The organism is Xanthobacter sp. NM-59, assembly GCF_021401125.1.
GTDB lineage: Bacteria > Pseudomonadota > Alphaproteobacteria > Rhizobiales > Xanthobacteraceae > Xanthobacter.
This window is the reverse complement of sequence record NZ_JACBFQ010000001.1, coordinates 99,352-115,159: the sequence shown is the minus strand read 5'-3', so window position 1 is coordinate 115,159 and position 15,808 is coordinate 99,352. Positions and strand designations below refer to the sequence as shown.

General features: G+C 68.6%; 14 protein-coding genes. 5 read left to right on the top strand and 9 right to left on the bottom strand.

Features of this window, described 5'->3' with window-relative positions; all coding sequences use genetic code 11:
- Nucleotides 1-16: 16 nt before the first annotated feature.
- From L0966_RS00535 to L0966_RS00525, 3 genes are all read right to left on the bottom strand, one after another.
- Nucleotides 17-1,324, bottom strand: a complete 1,308-nt coding sequence (locus L0966_RS00535; RefSeq protein WP_234049897.1) for an O-acetylhomoserine aminocarboxypropyltransferase — start codon at nucleotides 1,322-1,324, stop codon at nucleotides 17-19.
- Between the two features lie 108 nt (nucleotides 1,325-1,432).
- Nucleotides 1,433-1,963 carry a CoA-binding protein gene (locus L0966_RS00530; protein WP_234049896.1) on the bottom strand — a complete coding sequence of 177 codons (531 nt, stop codon included), beginning with the start codon at nucleotides 1,961-1,963 and terminating at the stop codon, nucleotides 1,433-1,435.
- Between the two features lie 38 nt (nucleotides 1,964-2,001).
- Complete coding sequence (locus tag L0966_RS00525; RefSeq protein WP_234049895.1) at nucleotides 2,002-2,778, bottom strand: TatD family hydrolase; 777 nt, start codon at nucleotides 2,776-2,778, stop codon at nucleotides 2,002-2,004.
- Between the two features lie 132 nt (nucleotides 2,779-2,910).
- Here L0966_RS00525 and L0966_RS00520 point away from each other — a divergent pair, with 132 nt between their 5' ends.
- Nucleotides 2,911-3,477 (top strand): biotin transporter BioY, encoded by a 567-nt coding sequence (locus tag L0966_RS00520; RefSeq protein WP_234049894.1) that lies wholly within the window; start codon nucleotides 2,911-2,913, stop codon nucleotides 3,475-3,477.
- A gap of 16 nt (nucleotides 3,478-3,493) precedes the next feature.
- Here the strand turns inward: L0966_RS00520 and L0966_RS00515 are convergent, their stop codons facing one another.
- Nucleotides 3,494-3,994: a hypothetical protein gene (locus tag L0966_RS00515; protein WP_234049893.1), complete on the bottom strand. Its 501-nt coding sequence runs from the start codon at nucleotides 3,992-3,994 to the stop codon at nucleotides 3,494-3,496.
- A gap of 346 nt (nucleotides 3,995-4,340) precedes the next feature.
- Here L0966_RS00515 and L0966_RS00510 point away from each other — a divergent pair, with 346 nt between their 5' ends.
- Nucleotides 4,341-5,549: a methyl-accepting chemotaxis protein gene (locus tag L0966_RS00510; RefSeq protein ID WP_234049892.1), complete on the top strand. Its 1,209-nt coding sequence runs from the start codon at nucleotides 4,341-4,343 to the stop codon at nucleotides 5,547-5,549.
- 108 nt (nucleotides 5,550-5,657) lie between these two features.
- On the opposite strand, the gene metG is transcribed toward L0966_RS00510, so the two are convergent.
- From metG to L0966_RS00485, 5 genes are all read right to left on the bottom strand, one after another.
- A complete protein-coding gene (gene metG, locus L0966_RS00505; protein ID WP_234049891.1) occupies nucleotides 5,658-7,217 on the bottom strand; it encodes a methionine--tRNA ligase in 1,560 nt (519 codons plus the stop codon).
- A 69-nt stretch (nucleotides 7,218-7,286) separates the two neighbouring features.
- Nucleotides 7,287-8,321, bottom strand: a complete 1,035-nt coding sequence (locus L0966_RS00500; protein ID WP_234049890.1) for a DNA polymerase III subunit delta' — start codon at nucleotides 8,319-8,321, stop codon at nucleotides 7,287-7,289.
- On the bottom strand, nucleotides 8,318-8,971 hold the full coding sequence (tmk, locus tag L0966_RS00495) for a dTMP kinase (protein WP_234049889.1): 654 nt from the start codon (nucleotides 8,969-8,971) through the stop codon (nucleotides 8,318-8,320). The genes L0966_RS00500 and tmk overlap by 4 nt, the downstream gene beginning before the upstream one ends.
- Before the next feature lie 70 nt (nucleotides 8,972-9,041).
- Entirely contained in the window at nucleotides 9,042-10,247 is a 1,206-nt protein-coding gene (locus tag L0966_RS00490; RefSeq protein ID WP_234049888.1) for a D-alanyl-D-alanine carboxypeptidase family protein, read from the bottom strand.
- Between the two features lie 594 nt (nucleotides 10,248-10,841).
- Nucleotides 10,842-11,540, bottom strand: a complete 699-nt coding sequence (locus L0966_RS00485; RefSeq protein ID WP_234049887.1) for a hypothetical protein — start codon at nucleotides 11,538-11,540, stop codon at nucleotides 10,842-10,844.
- Nucleotides 11,541-11,927: 387 nt separating this feature from the next.
- Here L0966_RS00485 and L0966_RS00480 point away from each other — a divergent pair, with 387 nt between their 5' ends.
- The 3 genes from L0966_RS00480 (at nucleotide 11,928) to dusA (ending at nucleotide 15,773) form a co-directional block, all read left to right on the top strand.
- The gene (locus L0966_RS00480) at nucleotides 11,928-12,845 is read left to right on the top strand and encodes an alpha/beta hydrolase (protein ID WP_234049885.1); all 918 of its coding nucleotides are present in this window, start codon (nucleotides 11,928-11,930) and stop codon (nucleotides 12,843-12,845) included.
- Between the two features lie 200 nt (nucleotides 12,846-13,045).
- Nucleotides 13,046-14,602, top strand: coding sequence for an ATP-binding protein (locus L0966_RS00475; protein ID WP_234049884.1), 1,557 nt, complete (start codon nucleotides 13,046-13,048; stop codon nucleotides 14,600-14,602).
- A gap of 175 nt (nucleotides 14,603-14,777) precedes the next feature.
- The gene (dusA, locus tag L0966_RS00470; RefSeq protein ID WP_255684172.1) at nucleotides 14,778-15,773 is read left to right on the top strand and encodes a tRNA dihydrouridine(20/20a) synthase DusA; all 996 of its coding nucleotides are present in this window, start codon (nucleotides 14,778-14,780) and stop codon (nucleotides 15,771-15,773) included.
- The last annotated feature ends 35 nt before the right edge of the window (nucleotides 15,774-15,808 follow it).

Genomic DNA, 15,808 nt, shown 5'->3' with positions numbered 1-15,808 from the left:
CATCTCTTCAGACCTTTCAGACCTTGGCGAGGGCCTGATCGAGATCCGCGATGATGTCGGCCACGTCCTCGATGCCCACCGAAAGGCGCACCACCTCCGGCCCGGCACCGGCCACCACCTTGGCTTCGTCCGTCAGCTGGCGATGGGTGGTGGAGGCGGGATGGATGATGAGCGAGCGGGTGTCGCCGATATTGGCGAGGTGGGAGAACAGCTCCACGTTCGACACCAGCTGCACGCCGGCCTCGTAGCCGCCCTTCAGCCCGAAGGTGAAGACCGCGCCTGCGCCCTTGGGCAGGTATTTCTGCGCCAGGGCATGATAACGGTCGCTCTCCAGGCCCGGATAGCTCACCCACGCCACCTTGGGGTGCGCGGCAAGATATTCGGCCACCGCCAGCGCGTTGTCGCTGTGGCGCTGCATGCGCAGGCCCAGCGTCTCAATGCCGGTAAGGATCAGGAACGCGTTGAACGGCGACAGAGCCGGCCCCAGATCGCGCAGCCCCAGCGCCCGCGCGGCGATGGCAAAGGCGAAATTGCCGAAGGTCTCGTGCAGCACCATGCCCTGATATTCGGGCCGCGGCGCCGAAAGGAAGGGATAGCGATCGGTGGCGGACCAGTCGAAGGTGCCCGCGTCCACGATCACGCCGCCCAGGGAATTGCCGTGGCCGCCCAGGAACTTGGTGGCCGAATGCACGACGATGTCGGCGCCGTGCTTGATGGGCTGCCACAGATAGGGCGTGGCCAGGGTGTTGTCGACGATGAGCGGAACGCCTGCCTTCTTGGCGATGGCGGAGATGGCCGCCACATCCACCACCACGCCGCCCGGATTGGCCACGCTCTCCACGAAGATGGCCTTGGTCTTGTCGCTGAGCGCCGCCTCGAAGGTGGAAAGGTCGTCCGGATCGGCCCACTTCACGTTCCAGCCGAAGCTCTTGAAAGCGTGGCTGAACTGGTTGATGGACCCGCCATAGAGCTTGCGGGAGGCGATGAACTCGTCGCCGGGCGTGAGCAGGGTGTGGAACACCAGGTGCTGCGCGGCATGGCCCGAGGCCACCGCCAGCGCCGCCGTGCCACCCTCCAGCGCCGCCACGCGCTCCTCCAGCACCGCGTTGGTGGGGTTGCCCAGGCGGGTATAGATGTTGCCGAAGGCCTGCAGCCCGAACAGCGACGCCGCATGGTCCACATCGTCGAACACGAAGGACGTGGTCTGGTAGATCGGGGTCGCGCGCGCGCCGGTGGTCGGGTCGGGCTGGGCGCCGGCATGGATGGCAAGCGTCGCGAATCCCGGCTCGTGCACGGGGGCTTCAGGGCGGTTTTCTTCGGTCATTGGCGGTCTCTCCCGTCGTGCCGGCCCCGATGGGCCGGCACATTCCATATAAGACGATAAATTTTGTCAGGAAATACGATTTTCCCGTCACGGTTGCAATGCGGGCCCCTATGGCTTGCGCGGCGCGATGGACAGACGCTGCACCCCCGTGCCGAGCCGCTTGGGCCGCCGCGAGGAAAGGGTGCGCGAGTTGACCCCGCTCCAGCCGATCTCGCCCGAAAGGCGCGCATATTCGATCTTGGGGCAGCGGTTCATCACCACCTTGAGGCCGGCAACCTCGGCCTTGGCCGCTACCTCGTCATGGCGCACGCCGAGCTGCATCCACAGCACCTTGGGCAGGGGGCTCAGCGCCGCCACCTCCTCCCATACGGCCGGCAGATGCTCCGGCGCGCGGAACACGTCAACCATGTCGATGGGCTCCGGCACATCGGCAAGGCGGGCCACGAAGGTGAGACCGGCCACCTCCTTGCCCGCCTGGCCCGGATTCACCGGGAACACACGATAGCCGCGCTCGGCCAGATATTTCATGACGAGGTAGGACGGCCGCGCGCTGTTGGCGCTGGCGCCCACGATGGCAATGGTGCGCACCTCATCCAGAATGCCGCGAATGTAGCTGTCGGCGTAAGTGTCGTGGTTCATGGCGTCCTCCCCTTTTCGTCCGCCGCCCCACCCTGCCCTCAGAGCTTCGCCTTGCTGAAAAGGCGCCTGAAGTTGCGGGTGGTGGCATCAGCCACCTGCTCGGCGCTCACCCCGCGGGCCGCCGCGAGCACCTTGGCCGTCTCCGCCACGAAGGACGGCTCGTTGCGCTGGCCACGATGGGGCACGGGGGCGAGATAAGGCGAATCCGTCTCCACCAGAATGCGATCCTCCGGCACGCTCGCCGCGATGGCGCGCAAGTCCTGGGTCTTCTTGAAGGTGATGACGCCCGAAAAGGAAATGTAGCCCCCCAGAGCCAGCGCCCGCCGCGCCAACTCGGGCCCGGCGGTGAAGCAATGCAGCAGGAAGGGGAAGGCGCCCTTGGCGGTCTCCTCCTCCAGGATGGCGGCGGTGTCCTCGTCCGCGTCGCGGGCGTGGATCACCAGCGGCAGGCCGGTTTCGCGCGCGGCCGCGATATGAGCGCGGAAGCCCTGCTCCTGCGCCGCGCGCGGGCTGGTTTCGTAATGATAATCGAGCCCCACCTCACCAATGGCCACCACCTTGGGGTGGGCCGCCAGGGCCACCAGGTCCGCCGTCGTCACGTCCAGCTCTTCGGCGGCGTAGTGCGGATGGGTGCCCACTGAGCAGCTCACATTGTCGAACCGCTCCGCGATGGCGCGGATGGTGTCGAACGCGCGCACGCGGGTGGAGATGGTGACCAGGTGCGCGACCCCGGCCGCCTGGGCGCGCGCCACCACATCGGGCAGCTCGGCGGCGAAATCGGGGAAGTCCAGGTGGCAGTGGCTGTCGACAAGCATGATGCGTCACGAATTTCCGGAAGATTGCCCTTCCATTAAGCCCATCCCCCCGCGCCGTCGAGCCGGCGCGACAGGTCACCGGCCCCGTGCCAGGATGCCGCCCGTTGCGACTCGCCTGCAAGGAGCCTTCCCGTGCCGCCCTTCCGCCCCGCCTTCCAGCGCCTCGCGGAGGCGTCCGTTCCATGGGCCGCGGCCCTGGTGATGATCTCCATCGCCCTCCTGGCGTGGAGCGCGCAGGTGTCCATCCCCGTGCAGCCGGTGCCGATCACCCTGCAGAGCTATGTGCTGCTCACCCTCGCGGCACTGATGGGCTGGCGCCTGGGCGCTCTGGTGGTGCTCGCTTACGTGGCGCTCGGCCTCATGGGCGTGCCGCTCTTCGCCAATGGCGGCAGCGGCTGGAAAGCACTGACCGGCTCCTCGGCGGGCTTTATCGCGGGCTTTGTGGTGGTCACGCTGGGGGTCGGCGCGGCGCAGCAATATTGGGCGCGGCTGCGGCCCTTGCCGCTGCTCGCCGCCCTCGCGGGCGGGCATCTGGTGCTGATGGCGCTGGGCGCGGGCTGGATCGCCACCAAAGCCGGCTATTCGGTTGCTTTCGAGAAGGCGTTTCTGCCGTTCGTGCCGGGCGCGGCGGTGAAGTCCATCACCGCCTTGGCCACCGTCATCGGTGTCGAGCGCCTGGCGGGAACGCCCCGGCAATGAGGCCGGGGCCGTCCGCTCACACGGAGTCTGAGATTTCCTTCTTGAGCGCCTCGGCGTCGGGGCCCGGCATGGCGATGGCGCGCACCACCTCTCCAGGACCGGGATTGGTCACGATGGAGGCTTCCAGCGACACCGTCACCGCGCCGCCCGATGTATTGAAGATGTAGTCGAGCCGGAACGCGGCATTGGAGGATGCTCCATTGGTCCGCTTCAGGGCTTCGTCCGGCGGCAGGCGCTTCTCGGCCACGAGCTGGGCCGGCTGGTCCACCGTGATGGTATAGCCGCGCGCGCGGCGGGCCGTGGCCAGACGACCGCGCACCAGCGTGGCGTCTGCCCCCTGCAGGCGCACCTCGATCCGCGGCACGGTCGGCCCTTCGGGCGCGGGCGCCGGAGCCTCGGCGGGCATCATGGGGGGAATCGGATCATAGGTCGCAGGCCGCTGAGCACCGCGATCACCCGAGCACGCAGCCAGAAGCAGCATCGCCGCGACTGCACTCAACCCTTTCAGCCTCGTCATCGGCACTGCTCCCGAAGCCTCCCCTTTTGGCCTTGGCCGCCGCTGGATACGGCGAAGGCACCCTAGAGCATTTTCCTTCATCATTGAATCACGAAAATACCAAAGCACCGGCCAACATCACCGCGCCGCTCACCCCCCGCCCTGGCGCCAGGAAAAGCCGACCGCGCCACCGCAAAAAGCACCCTTCCCCGCGTGTTGCCACTCATCCCGCCGCGCTTTCACGCGCGCGGGGAATGGACACGGTGGCCTCAGCCGACGCAAGCTGAGGCGGGGGAATGGACAACAGTCGGAATTGACGGAAAACTCCATTCTCCTGAGGAAACAACCGCCCGAAGGGAGAGGCTTGATGGAAGCCCGCGGGGACAATTCGATTGCGATCAACCCGGAGACAGCGGCGATGCTGGCCTCCATGGCGCTCAGGCAGCCCTCGACGCTGGCGATCGGCATTGCCGATGCCGCGCGGCTGCTGGGAGACCTCAGTTGCCTGCTCGCCTGGGGCAGCGGCAACGCCCAGCGCCTCTCAGGCGAAAGCGTGGCCATTTCCGGCGCCGTGGAAGAGCTGGCGCGCACCACCGACAACATCGCCCAGGCCGCCGCCGGCACCCACGAGCAATCCACCGACGCGGCGCGCATTGTCACGCAAACGGTGGATCAGGCGGCCCAGGCGGCGGCCGCCATCGGCGACATCGCCTCCGCCTTCACCGACATCCAGTCGCGCACGGACCAGCTGACCAGCGCCATTCGCGCCATCGGCGACATGGCCCGCGACATCGACACCATTTCCAAGCAGACCAAGCTCCTCTCCCTCAACGCCACCATCGAGGCGGCGCGCGCCGGCGCGGCGGGGCTGGGGTTCGGCGTCGTCGCATCGGAGGTGAAGGCGCTCTCGGAGCAGACGGCGCGCACCACCGCCAACATCACCTCGAAACTCGGCGAGCTGAACCAGGTGCTGGCCGCCGTGGCCCAGGCGGTGCTGGCGGGCGGCAACCGGGTGGAAAGCGGCACCCGGGCCTTCAACGACGTCTCCCGCAACATGGACCTGGTGTCGGAGCGCGTCGGCGCCGCCACAGAGCGCATCGAGAGCATCAGCCACGCTTTGTCCGAGCAGAAGACGGCCACCAATTCCATCGCCGCCTCGCTCACCGAGGTGGCGCGACTCGCCGCGCAGAACAAGGCCGATGGCGATTCGTCCGCGGCCCTGCTCGCCAAGGCCCAGGATTCCGCGATGAACGTGCTGGGCGAGCTGGACAGTGATGGCAGCCACGCCAACACGCCCCGCATCTTCGCGGCGGAGCTTTCCGCCTGGCGCGGACGGCTGGCCCAATGCCTCGTAGGTGGGCGCTCCGACCGATGCTACGACAACCCGCCGTTCGAGGCCGAGCGCACCCTCGCCCCCGCTTTGCGTGATGCCATCGCCCCCTCTCTGGCGGCGATCCGCAGATCCGCGCGGGAGCTCGGCCAGAAGCTGCAGGCCAGCGACATTGGCGGGGCGATCGCGGCCTATGGCACGACCGACGAGCAGCTCACCCGGGTCATCGACCGGCTGAGCGCCTGATTGAGCGTTCCGCGCGAAGTGGCAACCGGTTCGCATCAAGGAAAGGTCGACGCACAAACGCAAACGGTCTGGAGGCACCGCCCGGAGCGTATCCGGGCGGCCCTGCTTTCAGTTCGCGGACGCCTCGGGCTCCACATAGCGGGGGAACACGCCCACCGGCGTCGGCAGCGTGCGCCCGGCGGGCAGGCGAGCCGCCGCCCCCAGCCGCTCGAAGCCGCGCTCATCCGCCGGCACCGCCACCAGGTCCAGCAGCTTGGCCGCGCTTTCCGGCATCACCGGCTGCACCAGGATGGCCACCTCGCGGATCACCTCCGCCGTCACCCACAGCACGGTGGCCATGCGGGCGGGATCGGTCTTGCGCAGCGCCCAGGGCGCCTGAGCCGCGAAGTAACGGTTGGCCTCCGCCACCACCGCCCACACGGCATTGAGATAGTGGTGGATGGCCTGGGTGCCCATGGCCTCCCGCGCCTTTTCCAGAATGCCGTCGGCCTGGGCCAGAATCTCCTGATCCTCCGCCGAGAGCGGCCCCGGCTCCGGCACCACGCCATCCAGATTCTTGGCGATCATGGACAAGGAGCGCTGGGCGAGATTGCCCAGGTCGTTGGCCAGATCCGCATTCATGCGCGCCACGATGGCCTCATGGCTATAGGAGCCGTCCTGGCCGAACGACACCTCGCGCAGGAAGAAGTAGCGGATGGCGTCCACGCCATAGGTGGCGGCGAGGTCGAACGGATCGACCACATTGCCCACCGACTTGGACATTTTCTCCCCGCGATTGAACAGGAAGCCGTGGCCGAACACGCGCTTGGGCGCCTCCAGCCCCGCCGACCACAGGAAGGCGGGCCAGTACACCGCATGGAAGCGGATGATGTCCTTGCCGATGACGTGCAGGTTCGCCGGCCAGAAGCGCTTGTAGAGCTCACTTTCCGTGTCCGGATAGCCGAGCGCGGTGATGTAATTGGTCAGCGCGTCCACCCACACATACATGATGTGCTTGGGGTCGCCCGGCACGGGGATGCCCCAGTCGAAGGTGGTGCGGGAAATGGAGAGGTCCTGCAGCCCGCCGGACACGAAGCTCACCACCTCATTGCGGCGCGCCTCCGGCATGATGAAGCCGGGGTTTTCGGCATAATAGGCCAGCAGGCGATCCTGATAGGCGGAGAGGCGGAAGAAGTAGCTCTCCTCCTCCACCCATTCCACCGGCGTGCCCTGGGGGCCAAGGCGCACGCCGTCCGGGTTCAGCGTGGTCTCGCTCTCGGCGTAATAGGCCTCGTCGCGCACCGAATACCAGCCGGAATAGGTGGATTTATAGATGTCGCCATTGGCGGCCATCTTCTCCCAGATGGCCTGGCAGGACTTGTAGTGCCGCTCCTGGGTGGTGCGGATGAAGTCGTCGTTGGAGAGGCCGAAGGTCTCCACCATGGCCTTGAAGCGCTCCACATTGCGCTCAGCCAGCTCGCGCGGAGTGGTGCCGGCCTTCTGTGCGGTCTGGAGCATCTTGATGCCGTGCTCATCGGTGCCGGTGAGGAAGCGCACCTCGTGCCCGTCGAGCCGCATGAAGCGGGCGATGCAATCGGTGGCGATGGCCTCGTAGGCATGGCCCATGTGCGGCACGCCATTGGGATAGGCGATGGCGGTGGTGATGTAGAACGGCGGCTTCATCGACATGGGTAGCTCTTTGGCAGCACTTCGGAGAGCGCGAACGTTCGCCGGCCACCGCGCGGCCGGCGCACCAGTTTAGCGCACGGCTTCGGAGAGGTCGGCGAAGATGCGGAACACCAGCGCCTTGCGATCGAGATTGAAGACATCCGCCTCGACGGCGCTGCGACGCACCTTCTCCCACACCTCGCCCAGCCGGACAAGGCGAGGCGCCGGCTCGGCGCCGCTGGTGGCCCGCGCCGCGATGTAGTCGCTCACCGCCTCGGTGAACAAGGCCAGCCCGTCGCCCCGGTCCCCCTGCAAGCGGGCGCCGAGCGCATGCAGCTCCTCGGCCTTCGGCGCTGGCAACTGGTCAAGCGCGCGCAGGGTGGCGGCGCGAACCTCCATGCCCTCGCCCCGCGCCAGCACCACCGCCCGGCGCACGCTGCCCTGGCTCGCCTCCGCCGCCGAAGGCAAAAGGGCGGGATCCAGCTCCACCCCCTCGGTCCGCAGATGGTCGAGGGCCGCCAGCACCTCCTCGGTGGCGAGAGGGCGCAGCCGCACGAGGCGCGTGCGCGAGCGGATGGTGGGCAGCACCCGCCCGGGAGCATGGGAAATGAGCAGGAACAGGGCCCGCGGTGGCGGCTCCTCCAGCGTTTTCAGCAACGCGTTGGCGCCGAACGCGTTGAGCTCGTCCACCGCGTCCACGATGCAGACCCGCCAGCCACCGCCGGCCGCTGTGGCACCGAAGAACGAGCGCACCCGGCGCACCATTTCGGCCGGAATCACCGTGGGGATCTTCTCCTCTCCCGCCTCAGGCGCACGGCGCAGCACCAGAAGATCAGGATGGGTGAGAGAGGCCACCTGCCGGAACACCGGATGGTTCGAGGGCAGATCCAGCCCATGCGCGGAAGCCACGGCGCCGGGCCCCGCCAGCACCGCGCGGGCGAGCCGATAGGCCAGGGTCGCCTTGCCCACGCCTTCGGGGCCGCCCAGCAGCAAGGCATGGGGCAGGCGACCGGAACGCCAATCGGCGGCAAGGTCCGCCTCCAATGTGGCGTGGCCGAACAGGCGATCCTGGCTGCGCGGATGGGGGGTATCCGGCAACACGTCTCCCGCCAGCACCTCGCTCATCGCGCCGCCCTCGCGCGGGCCGCAAGGCGGCCATCCACCAGCGCGGCGATCTCGGCGGCCACCACCTCGGCTGAAGGGGTGGCGTCCACCACCGCGCAGCGCTCCGGATCGGCCGCAGCCTGCGCCAGAAACGCGTTCCGCACGGCCGTATGGTAGGCAAGGCCTTCCTTCTCGAACCGGTCCGCCGCAGCGCCCTTGCCCCGCGCCGCCGCCCGCGCCAGCCCCACCTCGGGCGGCACGTCGAGCACGAGGGTGAGATCCGGCCGCGCGCGCACGCACACCCGCTCAAGCCCCTGCAGCAGGTCCGCATCCACCTGGCCGACGACGCCCTGATAGACGCGGGTGGAATCCATGAAGCGATCGCACACCACGATGCGGCCGGCGGCCAAGGCCGGGGCGATGAGCGAATTCACATGATCCGCCCGCGCGGCGGCAAACAGCAGCGCTTCCACCTGCGGCCCCAACGGCTCGGCGGCGCCGGACAGCAGCACGTGGCGCACCGCTTCCGCGCCGGGGGAGCCACCGGGCTCGCGGGTTTCCACCACATACCAGCCGCGCGCGCGCAGATGTTCCGCCAGAAGGCGCGCCTGGGTGGACTTGCCCGTGCCCTCGCCGCCCTCCAGGGTGATGAACCAGCCGCGCGCGCTCATCGGGCGAGGCGCGCCGGGCAATGGCAGGCGGACGATGCAGACATGACGGGAACCCTCGGGCTTTGGAGGGTCATTTATGCAGCTTTGCCAGCCCCTGCGCCACAAGGTCCCGCGTGGAATCCCCGAGGAAGGTCATGCCGCCGTCGAGGGCGCGCTCCCAAAGGCTGCCCACGGGCACGTCATCGGTGGTGAACAGCGGCACCTCCAGCACCTTGATGTCGCCGCGGGTCACCTCCATCTGGCCCACCGGGGTGCCCTTTGCCACCGGCGCCCGCAACGGGCCGAGATAGCTCACCCGCGCCGTGATCCGCTCGCCGCCCCGGCGCGAGGTGAGGACGCGCACCGGCCCCTTGGCCGTGAGCCCCACGGAACCGCTGGTTCCGCCGAACACCTGGGCACGGCCCACCTCCGCGCCTTCCGCGAAGATCACGCGCTGATGGAAGGACTGGAAGCCCCAGTCCAGCAGCTTGCGGGCCTCGTCCAGCCGCTCCTTCTCCGATTTGGCGCCGAGCACCACCACCACCAGCCGCTGGCCGTTCTGCACCGCCGAGCCCAGCAGATGGTAGCCGCCCTCCTTCAGCCAGGCTTCCTGCAGCCCGTCGGCGCCAACGCCGGCATTGAGCAGGGTGTTGCGGTTGCGCTGCTTGATCTTGTTCCAGTCGATCCCGGGGAGCGCGAACAGCTTGTACTGCTCCGGAAACGTGCGGATGACGTATTGCGCGAGTGTCGCCATATCACGCGCGGTGGACAGCTGGGCGGGATCGTCGAAGCCGGTGGGGTTGCGGAACTCCGAATTGCTCATGCCGATCTGCTTGGCCGTGGCGTTCATCCGCATGGCGAACTCGCCCTCGGTTCCGGCGACGCCTTCGGCGAGAGCAATGGCGGCATCATTGCCCGAGACGACGATGGCGCCCTGCAGCAGGTCTTCCACCCGCACCGGCTTGTTCACCTCCGCGAACATGGCCGCCCCGTGGGAGGGGCCACCACCGCGCCGCCATGCATTGACGCTGACCATGAACGGCGTATCCGGCGTGATCTTGCCGGCCTTGATCTGGCCGAACACCACGGCGGCCGTCATCACCTTGACCAGGCTCGAGGGGGGCAGCTGACGGTCCGCATCCTTCTCGTAGAGGATGGTTCCGGTCTCGAAGTCCACCAGCATGGCCGCCGGCACATGGGCTTGAAAGGCGCTCTGGGCCGCCGCCGGACGCGGCGCCCCCACGCCGACAGTGCCGCCGATGATGAGCAGAATAACCAGAAGGATGCGTGCGCTCACGAGAGGAACCCGATGCCAATGCCGCCAGGGCGACGCCCACGCTTATTGTTCAGCACGCCGCCCAACTTCGCAAACAACATTCTGCCACGAGCCGCCCCGCGCCCCACCGTGATCCACGGGATGCGCAGGAAATACAGGCCGGCGACCGAGGGCGGAGGAATGCCAGCCAGCAAGCGGCAGGCCCCGCGCCCCACTGAGACCAGAAAAGGCGCAAGGGGCGGGACAGCGCGCACGGGAGCGCCAGCTCCTCCATGCCCCCCAGCTGCAGGCAAGCAGCGACTCGGGTGCCACTGCCCCCTTCCGCCAACGCCCCGTAGCCTCCCACCACCACGCCCATCGCGACGCGCCACCTTGGCAGCCCAGCTGGCGATCCCCGGCCTGCCCAAGGCCGGCGCCCCCTTCGACGCAGCGCGCGAAAATGAAACGGGCGCCGGAGCAAAAGCCCCCGCGCCCGTTCAAAAACCCGAATACAGAAAATCGCTGCGATTTCGCTCTCTGCGCAGGCCGAGGCGGCCGCTTTGCGATCGGCCTTCAGTTCGCGGAAGGAGGGGCCATCAGCACGCCACTCCCCGCAGCCGCGAATGAGGAAGCACTCTATGCGCTAAGGGAGGACGTGCCCGCCGCCTTGGAGGCTTCCGCGAGCGGAGCGCCCGTGCCGCGGCGCTGAGTGCCGCGGGCATAATCCTCGGCCTCCTTGGTCCAGCGCTCGATGCGGCCAGAACCAACGCCCAGCGTGAACCGGCCCGTAGCCAAATCCACATCCCGAGGCGCATGTTCGCGGCCTTCACGGACCTGAGTGAGGCCGAGCGAGGTCTGTTTGATCCGCACCTCGTCCAGCGACCGGCCGGCGGCAATGCCCTGCGCCCGGAACTGCTGATACTCCCGGTCACTCATCACGCGAATCTGGGAGACGTTGTCCACGCTCTCCGGATCCATCACGATCCAGACCGTGCCCCGCTGCGAAGCAACGACGCCATGAGCACGCTCTTCCACGCTCCGCAGATAGTCCTGGCAACGGGGGCTGTCATAGATGCGCTTCTGGCGCAGAACCCGGCGCCAATCCCGCAGGCCATGGACGCCGCTCGCAAGCTGGGTCGCCAGAACGCTCACCGGCAGCATATAGACAGCAAACTCACCCTGGACGAGTGCCCACAACCCGGCAATGCCGAGCGCCCCTGCCGCCGCGAAGGAGAAATTGCGCCAGATGCCATCCAGAAAATGGCTGAAGGGGCCGAGTTCCTTCTTCTGGATCTCGTCCATCAGGTGCGCATACGGCAAAGCCCGACCCTGCATCACAGCCTCCCCGTCGCGCGAACATCCAAAGTTGAATGAATGTTGTAGGCGGTCGGCTTGCGATTGCAAGACCTTTGTGAGTGGCCGAACACCGCCAGATTGTCGAGGGGTTCCGGTAAGGCATTCCCGGTTATCGTATTTTTAACGTTAATCCGCCGCGCGTCCCGCCCCCCAAAAAGCGCCTCCCCTTAGGCCATCGCCGGCCGCCCGCCGCGCCTGCTGGCGCCTTTGCACCACGTGGGCCCCAAAAAGGTTCATGTCGGACCGATTCCGCCTTGGTGGCGGGGCAGCTCACAAAAGGCTTCACGCGATGCTCATTTTCCATGACGGCGAGAACGCCATAACCAGGAACCGCCGCGGAGCGACTGCAGCCGGAGACCTGAGTTGATGGATCGCCGCACCTTCCTGCTTATGGCCGGGGCCTGTGCGGCCACGCCGGCGCGCGCCCAAGCCGCCCTGCGGATCATCCCATTGTGGCCGGCCGCTGCCCCCGGCGCAGGCGGGCCAGCAGGGCCGCCGCGCACCAGCGCCCGCGGCGCGCTCAGCAACATAGCGATGCCGTTCCTTGAGATTCACACTCCCGCGCGGCCCGGCGGCGCCTGCGTTCTGATCGCGGCCGGCGGGGGGTACCGGCAGATCCAGATGGAGAAGGAAGCACGGCCCGCTGCGCGCTGGCTGGCCGCGCGTGGAATCACCGCATTCATTCTCGTCTATCGCCTGCCCGGCGAGGGCTGGGAGAACGGCCCCCTCGCCCCGCTCCAGGATGCCCAGCGCGCTCTGCGCCTCGTGCGCCAGCAGGCGGTGCGACGCGGTCGCGATGCCAGGCGCATCGGCGTGCTCGGCTTCTCCGCCGGCGGCCACCTGATGGGCCTTGCCGCCACCCGCTCCGCCCTGCGCACCTATCAGCCGGTCGACGACGCGGACGCCCTGCCGGCGTGTCCCGAGGCGGCGGCGCTGGTCTATCCCGTCATCACCCTGGAGCCACCTTACGACCACACCTCCACCCGCCGGATGCTGATCGGCGACCACCCCTCCGCCGCGCAGAGTGCCGAATGGTCGGTCGAACCCCATGTGGGGGCCCATTGCCCTCCGGTTTTCCTGGTGCAGGCGCGCGATGATCGCACATCCAATCCGCAGAACAGCCTCATCATGGCTGAGGCCTGCCAGCGCGCGGGCGTGCCGGTGGAACTGCACGAGCCAACCACCGGCGGCCACGGCTTCGGCATGGGGCGGCCCGGCAGCGGCTGCGCCGAATGGCCCAGATGGTATGAGGGCTGGCTGCGCGCCCAGGACCTTCTGGCCTGAGGCGGAGGCGCGGCGGCACGCGCGCGGCTTGTGGACAGAATTCTCCCGCGCCGCCCGCAGGCAAGGCGCCATCAGGCGCGCCGCGCCGGGCCGCGTTGGGCGCGGGTCTCCAGGCACCGCAGCGCGGTTGAACTCGCGGCGCGAATTGATATGAGTGACCGCATGATCTCCCGCCCCATCACCCGAGGCTGGGCGCCGCGATGACGACGCCCACGAAGGTGTCCATCGACCTCGGCACCCGCTCCGGCGGGGGCACGGCCGTTCTGGACCTTGAGGAACTTCTCGCCACCCGCCTGCTGGTGCAGGGCAATTCCGGGTCCGGCAAATCGCACCTGCTGCGCCGGCTGCTGGAGCAGAGCGCTCCCTGGGTGCAGCAGGCGGTGATTGATCCGGAAGGCGACTTCGTCACCCTGGCGGAACGCTTCGGCCATGTGGTGGTGGACGCCCAGCGCGGCGAGGGTGACCTGCAGCGCATCGCCGCCCGCGTGCGCCAGCACCGGGTTTCCGTGGTGCTCAATCTCGAAGGGCTCGACAGCGAGCAGCAGATGCGGGCAGCCGCCGCCTTCCTGGGCGGGCTGTTCGATGCCGATCGTGACATGTGGTATCCAGTCCTCGTGGTGGTGGACGAGGCGCAGCTGTTCGCGCCCACCGCCGCTGGCGAGGTTTCGGATGAGGCGCGCAAGGTCTCCCTGGGCGCCATGACCAACCTTATGTGCCGCGGCCGCAAGCGCGGCCTGGCCGGTGTCATCGCCACCCAGCGCCTCGCCAAGCTGGCAAAGAACGTGGCGGCGGAAGCCTCCAACTTCCTCATGGGCCGCACCTTCCTCGACATCGACATGGCCCGCGCCGCCGACCTGCTGGGCATGGAGCGGCGGCAGGCGGAAATGTTTCGCGATCTGGAGAGCGGCAATTTCGTCGCCCTCGGCCCGGCCCTGGCGCGCCGGCCGCTGCCCGTGCGCATCGGCGCGGTGGAGACCCAGGCCCGCTCCACCAGCCCCAAGCTGCTGCCTTTGCCCGAGCCCGCAGCCGCCGAGGACGCGCACGATCTGATCTTCACCCCCGGCGCCGATGAGGCCCGCCGGCCGCTGGTGCCGCGCCGGCCGCCAGCCATCGCGCCCACCGCCGACGTTCTGGCACAGCTCGCGCGCAGTGTGCCCTCATCTCCGCCGCCGGTGGCCGAGCCCCCGCCGGGGCTGCCCGCCGCGTTGACGCCGGAGCAGCGGCAAGCCGCCATCGACGCCGCCTTGCGCGAGATTTTGACCGAGAGCGACGCCGGCTTCCGCTCCATCGCCGTGCTCTACCAGGATTTCCAGGTGCGCTGCCGCATCCGCCGGGTGGGAGGCGAGGCGCTCAGCCTTTCCAGCTTCCGGCGCCGTCTTGCGGTGGCCCATGCGGGGATCGACCTGGCCGAGGCGGAGGCGGAGGATTCGCCCTGGGCCGAGGTGCTGGCCATGGCCGCCGCACTGCCGGAGGACATGCAGGGCGTGTTCCTCTCCCTGGCCCGCGCCGCGTTCGACCGACGGCCCTGCCCTTCCGACGCCGACGTGGCCCGCGCCTATGGCAGCCGCTCACCCGGCCGCGCCCGCCGCCTGCTCGCTTATATGGAAGAGCATCAGGTGATCGTGTGCCGGCAGGACAGCCGCGGCCGGCGCATCGTGGCCATACCGGGCCTCGCCTGGGAGACAGAGCCGGGCGACCCCAACGCCGCCACCAGCGCCGCCGCGCCCGCCCCTGCGGAGGAAACACCTGTCGAGTGAGCGGCGCTTGAGCCGGCGCCGCTCCCCTATGCTAAGGTGCGGGCGAAGATCGACACGTCACCGGCGGGGTGAACCGCGCCTCGCGCCCCTCATTGGGGAAACGAGGGCAGCGCCCCAATGGCTCAGGCTCACGGGTGGCCCCAGCGCGCCGGACCTGGAGCGGAGAATTCGAGTTTTGCCCTTAAATCCCAATAGCCTACGCTTCTCCGTTGCCCCCATGCTGGATTGGACGGACCGGCATTGTCGCGCCTTTCACCGCACCTTTTCGCGGCATGCGCGGCTTTATACGGAGATGGTGACGGCGCCGGCCATCATCCATGGCGACCGCAACCGGCTGCTGGGCTTCAATGCTCCGGAACACCCAGTGGCGGTGCAGCTGGGCGGGAGTGATCCCCTCCAGCTGGCGGAGGCCGCCCGCATCTGCGCCGATTTCGGCTATGACGAGATCAATCTCAATGTGGGCTGCCCGTCCGATCGGGTGCAGGGCGGCAATTTCGGTGCCTGCCTGATGCGCGAGCCACAGCTGGTGGCCGATTGCGTCGCCAGCATGAAGGCCGCCACAACCCTTCCCGTCACCGTCAAATGCCGCATCGGCGTGGACGACCAGGACCCCGAGGAGGCCCTCGACCGGCTTGCCGATGCGGTGGTGAACGCCGGCGCCGATGCGCTCATCGTCCATGCCCGCAAGGCGTGGCTGAAGGGCCTTTCCCCCCGCGAGAACAGGGACATCCCGCCGCTGGACTATGATCGCGTGCGCCGCCTCAAGCAGCGGATGCCCCATGTGACCATCGCGCTCAACGGGGGCATACCGAACATCGATGCGGGGATCGAGGCCACCACCGGCCTCGACGGGATGATGCTCGGCCGGGTCGCCTATCACGAGCCCGAGCTGCTGCATCAGGTGGACCCCCGCCTTTTCGGTACGCCCGCGCCCATGCCCGACACCTATGCGGCGCTGGACGCCTTCGAGCCTTATGTGGCCGCGCACCTGGAAGCCGGCGGGCGGCTGTCGGACATCACCCGCCACATGCTCGGCCTGTTCGGCGGCAAGCGCGGCTCCCGCCTCTTCCGCCGCCATCTTGCCACCGAATCCGTCAAGCCCGGCGCGGGGCTCCAGGTACTGCGGGACGCCATCGACCACGTGCGCCGCCGTGACCTCGCGGCGGCCTGAGCTGAGGCGCGGCCGCTGGACAAGACGCGCGAACC